Genomic DNA, 7,608 nt, shown 5'->3' with positions numbered 1-7,608 from the left:
CCGGATGAAGTCCCGTATAACCGGGCTTTTGAAATCTATTTGCCGGCAGCCGCGTCAGCATCCCTGCGGGCAAGCCATGCTTCAAGCGAGGCTTCCTCGGCATCGTCAATGGCAGCCGCCGCGACTTCCCGCGCTGCGAGGGCATACTCTTCGGCCAATGCGGCGCGATCCTCGAGCCGATCGATTTCGAGTTCAGTCTTCCACGCGGATATCTGTTCATCCGTCGCGGCCTTCTTGGCTTCAATCCAATTCTTTATCCTGGAGTTCGCAGCCGAAACCGATGCCTTTCCTTGCTCGATACGGCCCTTTACTTCATCGAGGCGAGCACGCACATCGGCTTCGGCATCGTCTACCTTGCCATCAATCTTGGCTTTCAGACTATCCAGATTGTCGCTTGAGGCGGTCAACTTGAGACGAAGGCTTTCGGTGAACTGATCGATCTTCTGGCCCATGGCAAATTCCTTAAATAAAATATTGATTTGATTAAGTTGTTACTCAGGTTCAATAGACCCTGAGACGACGAATATTGCATGGTTATAAAATATAAATGTGACACATCGTATGCCGATATGAGTTCATCAGAATACGTCTGGCAGAACAAGCTATAATGCTTGCCCGCACAACAGGATTGATTCAGATATCGAGCTCTTCGACGAATGCCGCGCGGTCCTGGATGAAGCGGAACCGCGCCTCCGGGCGTGTACCCATGAGGTCGTCCACGGCGAGCTTGGTCTCGTTGACCCATTCCTCGTCGATCTGAACCCTGAGAAGCGTTCGCTTCCGTCGATCCATCGTTGTTTCTTTGAGCTGGTCGGCGCGCATCTCGCCGAGGCCCTTAAACCGGCCAATCTCGATCTTGCCTTTGCCCGTGAATTCGCTTTTCAACAGTTCGTCCTTGTGGGCATCGTTGCGAGCATAGGCAACCTTGCCACCCTGGGCGATGCGGTAGAGCGGCGGCACTCCTAGGAAGAGGTGACCGTTGCGAATGAGATCGGGCATTTCCTGATAGAAGAATGTGATGAGCAGCGATGCGATATGGGCACCGTCAACATCGGCGTCGGTCATGATGATGACGCGGTCGTAACGCAGATCCTCGTCGCGATATTTGGAGCGCGTACCACAGCCAAGCGCCAGGATCAGGTCGCCGATCTGCTGATTGGCCGTCATCTTCTCGCGGCCGGCGCTTACGACGTTGAGGATCTTGCCGCGCAGTGGCAAGACAGCCTGGGTCGCGCGATCGCGCGCCTGCTTGGCGGAGCCGCCGGCGGAATCGCCCTCGACGATGAATAGCTCGGCACCAATCGCGCCAGTCTGGCTGCAATCTGCGAGCTTGCCGGGGAGCCGCAGCTTTTTTACGGCCGACTTGCGGTTGACCTCTTTTTCCTGACGGCGCTTGACGCGCTCGTCGGCCCGATCGATTACCCAGTCGAGGAGTTTCGACGCCTCTTGCGGGGACGCTGCAAGCCAATGGTCGAATGGATCGCGAATGGCGTTCTCGACGATCCGCTGTGCTTCGACGGTGGCGAGCTTATCCTTAGTCTGGCCGACAAATTCCGGCTCACGAATGAAGACGGAAAGCATCGCAGCCGACGAGATCATCACGTCGTCGGTGGTGATGATCGAAGCCCGCTTGTTTCCTGCAAGCTCTGCATACGCCTTCAGACCGCGGGTGAGGGCGATGCGCAGCCCGGCCTCATGGGTGCCGCCTTCGCCCGTCGGAATGGTATTGCAATAGGAGTGAACGAAGCCATCGCCGCCATGCCAGGTCACAGCCCATTCCAGGGCACCGTGACCGCCAGACTTTTCAGTCTTTCCGGCAAACACTTCGCGCGTAACCTGAAATTCCTTGCCGAGGGAGGCGCTCAGATAGTCCTTGAGGCCGCCCGGGAAGTGGAAAACGGCTTTGTCGGGCGTCGGGTCCTTGGGATCGAGCAGAGACGGCGCGCAGCTCCAGCGGATTTCGACTCCACCAAACAAGTACGCCTTGGAGCGTGCCATCTTGTAGACGCGGGCCGGATCGAATTTTGCCCCTTGTCCGAAAATCTCGGCGTCCGGGTGGAAGGTCACCCGCGTACCGCGCCGGTTCTGGACGTCGCCAACCTCTTCAAGCCGGCCTAAAGGCTTGCCGCGCGAAAAGCGCTGGCGGTAGAGCTTGCGATTGCGCGCGACCTCGACCTCCAAATGGTCTGAAAGCGCGTTGACGACCGACACGCCAACGCCATGCAAGCCGCCAGATGTCTCGTAGACTTTCGAGTCGAACTTGCCGCCCGAATGTAGCGTCGTCATGATCACTTCGAGCGCCGACTTGTCCTTGAATTTCGGATGCGGATCGACAGGAATGCCCCGGCCATTATCGGTAACCGACAAATACCCTTGCTCGTCGAGTTCGATATCAATGAAATTCGCATGGCCAGCGACGGCCTCGTCCATCGCATTGTCGATGACTTCAGCGAAGAGATGATGCAGCGCGCGCTCGTCCGTGCCGCCAATATACATGCCAGGGCGACGCCGCACCGGCTCCAGCCCTTCGAGGACCTCGATGTCCGCCGCGCTATAGCTATTGTCGGCAGCCTGCCTTTGGGGCAATTTTGCCGCCGGAACGGATCTTTCGGACGATGCGGGTGCCGTCGATTCCGGCCGCGACTGTTGCACCGCAGCCTGCCGTTCGCGGGCTGTCTTCACCACTGCGGAAAAAAGATCGTTGTTATCATCCATGGTCTTGATCGGCCAATTCTATCGCGATTCGAATCACCCGCAATTCTTGCACGCCACGTGGCGAAATGCGATGGGAGTTCGCTTTCTGTTCCGGTGTTCACCCACAGGACTATGCCATGCGTGCAGGCGTATCAAGCGGCTTTCAGTCGCGTAATCGCGTTTTCCAGCTCCAGTATCCTTTTACCGAGCCTTTCGTGGTGCAGTTTGAGCGCTTCCACCTCGCCGCCGAGCAGCGCGATATTCCCGTGAGTGCCATCCTCGGCAGGTGACTGCCCGATCCCGTGCATCAGCCATGTTGGCGTCACCCCAAGGAAACCCGCAAGCATCACCAGCCTGTTGGCTCGAGGTTCAGAGCGGTCCGACTCCCAAGCAGCGATCGTCTGCGGTTTGACGCCAATCCGGGCCGCGACTTCGCCGATGCTCATTCCCTTGGCGTCACGCGCCCGTGAAAGGCGCCCACCAAGCGTATCAGTATCAGGGGTCTCGGTCATGATATTGGCATGAGAGATCATATGATTCTCCAATTTCTCCATGATTTTCGGGATTTTGTTCGCCCCTTTGCACCATTTACAGCCATGAATGTCAAATTCTACTCCATTGCATGGCAATTTTCCCAACTTTGGAGCGATTGATTTTTTCTGCAGAGCGGCTATGCCAACAGGTCCCGCCGCCTGCTTCATCCGGAAAGGTCTCAAGCCATGGAGAACACAACCTCACAACAGTTGAGGGGCGTTTCAGCGATGGCCGCCGCCATGTTTTTCCTGCCGATGATGGATGCGATCGCCAAATGGCTTTCGACGGTGGACAGTATCCCGCCGGCCACCGTAACCTTGTCGCGGTTCATCGTGCAAACCATCCTGACCTTGCTGATCATTGTCGCCCTGACCGGCACACAAGCGCTGAAGCCGGTCAAACTCTGGGGCAATCTCTTCCGCGGCTTTTTGATGGGCATCGGCAGTCTCTGTTTCTTCGCGGCGGTCAAGTACATGCCGCTCGCCGACGCGATGGCCGTGTTCTTCGTCGAGCCGTTGATGTTGACCCTTCTTTCGGCATTGATCCTCAAGGAACAGGTCGGCTGGCGCAGGCGCATCGCCGTTGCGGTCGGCTTCGTCGGAACCTTGATCGTGATCCAGCCGAGCTGGGAACTATTCGGCTGGGTGTCGCTGCTGCCGCTTGGCACCGCGACCCTCTTTGCTTTTTATCTGATCCTCAATCGCCAATACGGTGATGCCGACACTCCCCTCGTAATGCAGCTTTATGCGGGCGTTGGCGGCACTGTAACGGTGGTCGTCGCACTGCTGCTGGGCCAGGCCTTCAAGGTAGGCGACATGACGCTCGGCCACCCGACGGTTGGGCTCTCGTGGCTGCTATTGTTCGCGATTGGCGCAATTGCAACCGGCGGACACCTCCTTGTGGTGCATGCGTCGCGTCTTGCGCCGGCTTCGCTTCTCGCACCGTTTCAATACCTCGAAATAGTCATGGCAGTGATCATCGGCCTTGTCGTCTTCAACGAATTTCCATCGGCGTCAAAATGGCTTGGTATTGCCATCATCATCGGATCAGGCGCCTATGTCGTCTGGCGCGAAGGCAAGAAGCGCGACCCCGCCGTAACTGCCGCCCAAGAACCTGTTGAGCAAGTTCGCGATTGGCAATAGAAACAGGAACATGCCCCGGGGAGGACATTACGTGTTCAAGAAGATCCTGATTGCCAATCGTGGCGAAATCGCCTGCCGCGTCATCAAGACTGCACGCAAGATGGGTATTGCCACGGTCGCGGTCTATTCGGACGCTGATCGCGATGCGGTGCACGTGGAAATGGCTGACGAAGCCGTTCATATCGGACCTTCCACCGCTTCCGAAAGCTATCTCGTCGGCGACAAGATCATCGCTGCCTGCAAGGCCATCGGGGCAGCAGCGGTTCACCCGGGCTACGGGTTCCTTTCAGAGCGCGCTTCTTTTTGCGAAGCTCTTGAAAAAGAAGGGATTATCTTCATAGGACCCAAGCCCAGGGCAATCATCGCAATGGGCGACAAGATCGAGTCGAAGAAATTCGCCAACGAGGCAAAGGTCAGTACCGTGCCGGGCTTCCTCGACATTATCAAGGATGCGTCGCACGCCGAGAAGATCGCTGGCGAGATCGGCTACCCGGTAATGATCAAGGCCTCTGCCGGTGGCGGCGGCAAAGGCATGCGCATTGCCTGGAACAAGTCCGAAGTTCGCGATGGGTTCGAACGTGCTACCTCGGAAGCGCGCAATTCCTTCGGCGACGACCGCGTTTTCATCGAGAAGTTTGTCGTCGATCCACGCCACATTGAAATCCAGGTGCTGGCTGACGCCCACGGCAACTGCATCTATCTCGGTGAGCGCGAATGTTCCGTGCAGCGCCGCAATCAGAAGGTCGTAGAAGAGGCGCCGTCACCCTTCCTCGATGAAGCGACGCGCAAGGCCATGGGCGAACAGGCTGTCGCGCTCGCCAAGGCTGTCGATTACCAGAGCGCCGGAACCGTCGAATTCATCGTCGACAAGGACCGCAACTTCTACTTTCTCGAGATGAACACGCGCCTGCAGGTCGAGCATCCGGTCACGGAGCTTATTACCGGTATCGATCTCGTCGAGCAGATGATCCGCATTGCGGCCGGCGAAAAGCTTGCGATTGAACAGGCCGACGTGAAGCTCAATGGCTGGGCGGTAGAGAGCCGTCTCTATGCCGAAGATCCCTACCGCAATTTTCTGCCGTCGATCGGCCGCTTGACACGCTACCGACCACCCAGCGAAGGGCCGGTCGGAAAGGCGATTATTCGCAATGATACGGGCGTGACCGAAGGTTCGGAAATCTCCATGTACTACGACCCGATGGTCGCGAAACTCTGCACCTGGGCGTCGAACCGGCTCGAAGCGATCGACGCCATGGCTGATGCACTTGATACCTTTGTCGTCGACGGTATCGAGCATAATATTCCATTCCTTGCCGCGCTGATGCAGCATCCGCGCTGGCGGGAGGGGCGCCTTTCCACCGGCTTCATTGCCGAGGAATTCCCGGACGGCTTCAAACCGGTAGTGCCAACGGACGATGATCGCGACGTTCTTGCCAGCGTGGCGCTTGCTGTGGAGCTTGTGCGCAAGGAACGCCTCGACCGTCTCAACGATCGGTTGCGGCCGCACACAGGCAAGATACGTGCCGACTGGGAAGTGCGTATCGGCGACGACTACATGCCGATCCATATCCACGCCTGCATAGCCCGACCGCCGTCCAAGATGGAGTTCAGGCTGCGTGGTGAGGACGTCGTTGCGGTCCGCGCGAACTGGCAACCCGGCGATGCGGTCTGGGATGGTTATGTCGGTGATCGTCCGGTCAAGGCTCAGCTGCGCCCCGTGCTCAACGGCATGCGTATTGACTGGAAGGGCATGTCGGTCATCAGCCACGCCATGCAGAAGCATGTTGCTGCGCTGGAAAAGCTGATGCCTGTGAAAGTACCGCCAGATACTTCGAAGTTGCTGCTTTGCCCGATGCCCGGCCTGATCGTTTCGATCAATGTAGCAGAGGGGCAGGAGGTGAAGGCCGGGGAGACGCTCGCGATCGTCGAGGCGATGAAGATGGAAAACGTGTTGCGTGCGGATCGCGACCTTGTCATCTCGGCCATCAACGCCAAGATAGGCGATAGCCTCGCCGTCGATGCGGTCATCATGGAATTTGCGTAAGGCCCGGCTTTAGGCGGCTTCGACTCTCGTCACCGCCCCGAACACATCTTCAAAGCAATCCAGCAGCGCACGGTCGAGATCGTGCATGTCGACGGGCAGGCCGAGATCGACAAGGCTGGTGACGCCATGGCCGCGCACGCCGCAGGGAACGATCCCGTCGAAATGGGTAAGATCCGGTTCGACGTTGATCGAAATTCCATGGAAGCTCACCCATTTTCGCAGGCGAATGCCGATGGCGGCGATTTTGTCCTCGGCGGGCGATCCATCCGGCAGAGACGGCCGTTCCGGCCGGGTGACCCAGACGCCGACGCGATCCTCGCGCCGCTCGCCGCGGACATTGAAGGAAGCGAGTGTGGTGATGATCCACTGCTCGAGCGCCGTTACGAATGCACGTATGTCTTCTCGACGCCGTCTGAGATCGAGCATGACGTAGGCAACGCGTTGGCCGGGGCCGTGATAGGTGTACTCGCCGCCCCGTCCTGTCGCGTAGACGGGAAAGCGGTCGGCGACGAGGAGATCGTTGGCTTTGGCGCTGGTGCCGGCGGTATAGAGCGGCGGATGTTCGACGAGCCAGACGAGTTCGCGCTCGGTGCCGTCGCGAATCGCCGCAACGCGATTATCCATGAAGGCGAGGGCCGTGTCGTAATCGGTCAGCCCATCGGCGACCAGCCATTCAACCGATGAAGAATCGCCCTCGGGCAGAAAGGCAGGGACGAGGTCGTCGCGAACGGTTCTCATTGCGTGTATTCAATTCCGGTTGTCTTTTGCCTGTGCCAATTCATCAATCGGCGCCCCGCTGGTGGCGCCGATTCAACGATTGCTCTGCGTGTGCCGGATATGGACCTTTTGAAGGGGAATTTCCAGTGTTGCGAGGCTATGCAAAGGTTTGTGACCACTTTGCAAAAAACAATCAGATTATCGGTAGATAGGACTTGTTTCGCTGAAACCTATTTGCTACATGCCGCGAGCCGACTGGTTCGGCTTCTACCACAGAGTGCGGTCGTGGCGGAATTGGTAGACGCGCAGCGTTGAGGTCGCTGTGTCGCAAGACGTGGAAGTTCGAGTCTTCTCGACCGCACCATTCACTTCAGCGAAATATTGATGTGATGCAGAATATGGCGGCTTTCGGCCGCCATATTGCATTATGCGTGTGGCTCGGCTGGTCAGCCAACGACGCTAGCAGTGGTCATTGGA

Annotated in this window: 6 protein-coding genes, 1 tRNA gene and 2 pseudogenes; 5 read left to right on the top strand and 4 right to left on the bottom strand. The window is 58.0% G+C overall.

Going from position 1 to position 7,608, the window contains the following annotated elements:
• Positions 1-35: 35 nt before the first annotated feature.
• The 3 genes from AAAB35_RS15635 to AAAB35_RS15625 all read right to left on the bottom strand — a co-directional run bounded on the left by AAAB35_RS15635 (position 36) and on the right by AAAB35_RS15625 (position 3,227).
• Positions 36-452, bottom strand: coding sequence for a hypothetical protein (locus AAAB35_RS15635; RefSeq protein ID WP_340669207.1), 417 nt, complete (start codon positions 450-452; stop codon positions 36-38).
• A 181-nt stretch (positions 453-633) separates the two neighbouring features.
• Positions 634-2,715 carry a DNA topoisomerase IV subunit B gene (gene parE / locus AAAB35_RS15630; protein WP_340669206.1) on the bottom strand — a complete coding sequence of 694 codons (2,082 nt, stop codon included), beginning with the start codon at positions 2,713-2,715 and terminating at the stop codon, positions 634-636.
• Positions 2,716-2,846: 131 nt separating this feature from the next.
• Positions 2,847-3,227, bottom strand: coding sequence for a helix-turn-helix transcriptional regulator (locus AAAB35_RS15625; protein ID WP_340669209.1), 381 nt, complete (start codon positions 3,225-3,227; stop codon positions 2,847-2,849).
• A gap of 186 nt (positions 3,228-3,413) precedes the next feature.
• On the opposite strand from AAAB35_RS15625, the gene AAAB35_RS15620 reads away from it, so the two are divergent.
• The 4 genes and pseudogenes from AAAB35_RS15620 to AAAB35_RS15605 all read left to right on the top strand — a co-directional run bounded on the left by AAAB35_RS15620 (position 3,414) and on the right by AAAB35_RS15605 (position 6,414).
• On the top strand, positions 3,414-4,370 hold the full coding sequence (locus tag AAAB35_RS15620; protein WP_340669205.1) for a DMT family transporter: 957 nt from the start codon (positions 3,414-3,416) through the stop codon (positions 4,368-4,370).
• Positions 4,371-4,380: 10 nt separating this feature from the next.
• A pseudogene (locus tag AAAB35_RS15615) lies at positions 4,381-6,126 on the top strand (acetyl/propionyl/methylcrotonyl-CoA carboxylase subunit alpha); the annotation flags it as partial.
• Between the two features lie 89 nt (positions 6,127-6,215).
• Positions 6,216-6,272: pseudogene (locus AAAB35_RS15610) on the top strand (hypothetical protein); the annotation flags it as partial.
• Positions 6,268-6,414, top strand: coding sequence for a biotin/lipoyl-containing protein (locus AAAB35_RS15605; RefSeq protein WP_340669208.1), 147 nt, complete (start codon positions 6,268-6,270; stop codon positions 6,412-6,414). The pseudogene AAAB35_RS15610 and the gene AAAB35_RS15605, both read left to right, overlap by 5 nt.
• 9 nt (positions 6,415-6,423) lie before the next feature.
• Here the strand turns inward: AAAB35_RS15605 and lipB are convergent, their stop codons facing one another.
• Complete coding sequence (lipB, locus tag AAAB35_RS15600) at positions 6,424-7,152, bottom strand: lipoyl(octanoyl) transferase LipB (RefSeq protein WP_340669204.1); 729 nt, start codon at positions 7,150-7,152, stop codon at positions 6,424-6,426.
• Between the two features lie 258 nt (positions 7,153-7,410).
• Here lipB and AAAB35_RS15595 point away from each other — a divergent pair.
• A tRNA-Leu gene (locus tag AAAB35_RS15595) sits at positions 7,411-7,495 on the top strand.
• Positions 7,496-7,608: the final 113 nt, after the last annotated feature.

This window comes from Phyllobacterium sp., from assembly GCF_037994425.1.
Lineage (GTDB): Bacteria > Pseudomonadota > Alphaproteobacteria > Rhizobiales > Rhizobiaceae > Phyllobacterium.
Note: the sequence above shows the minus strand (reverse complement) of the source record. Positions and strands in the feature narration are given on the sequence as shown.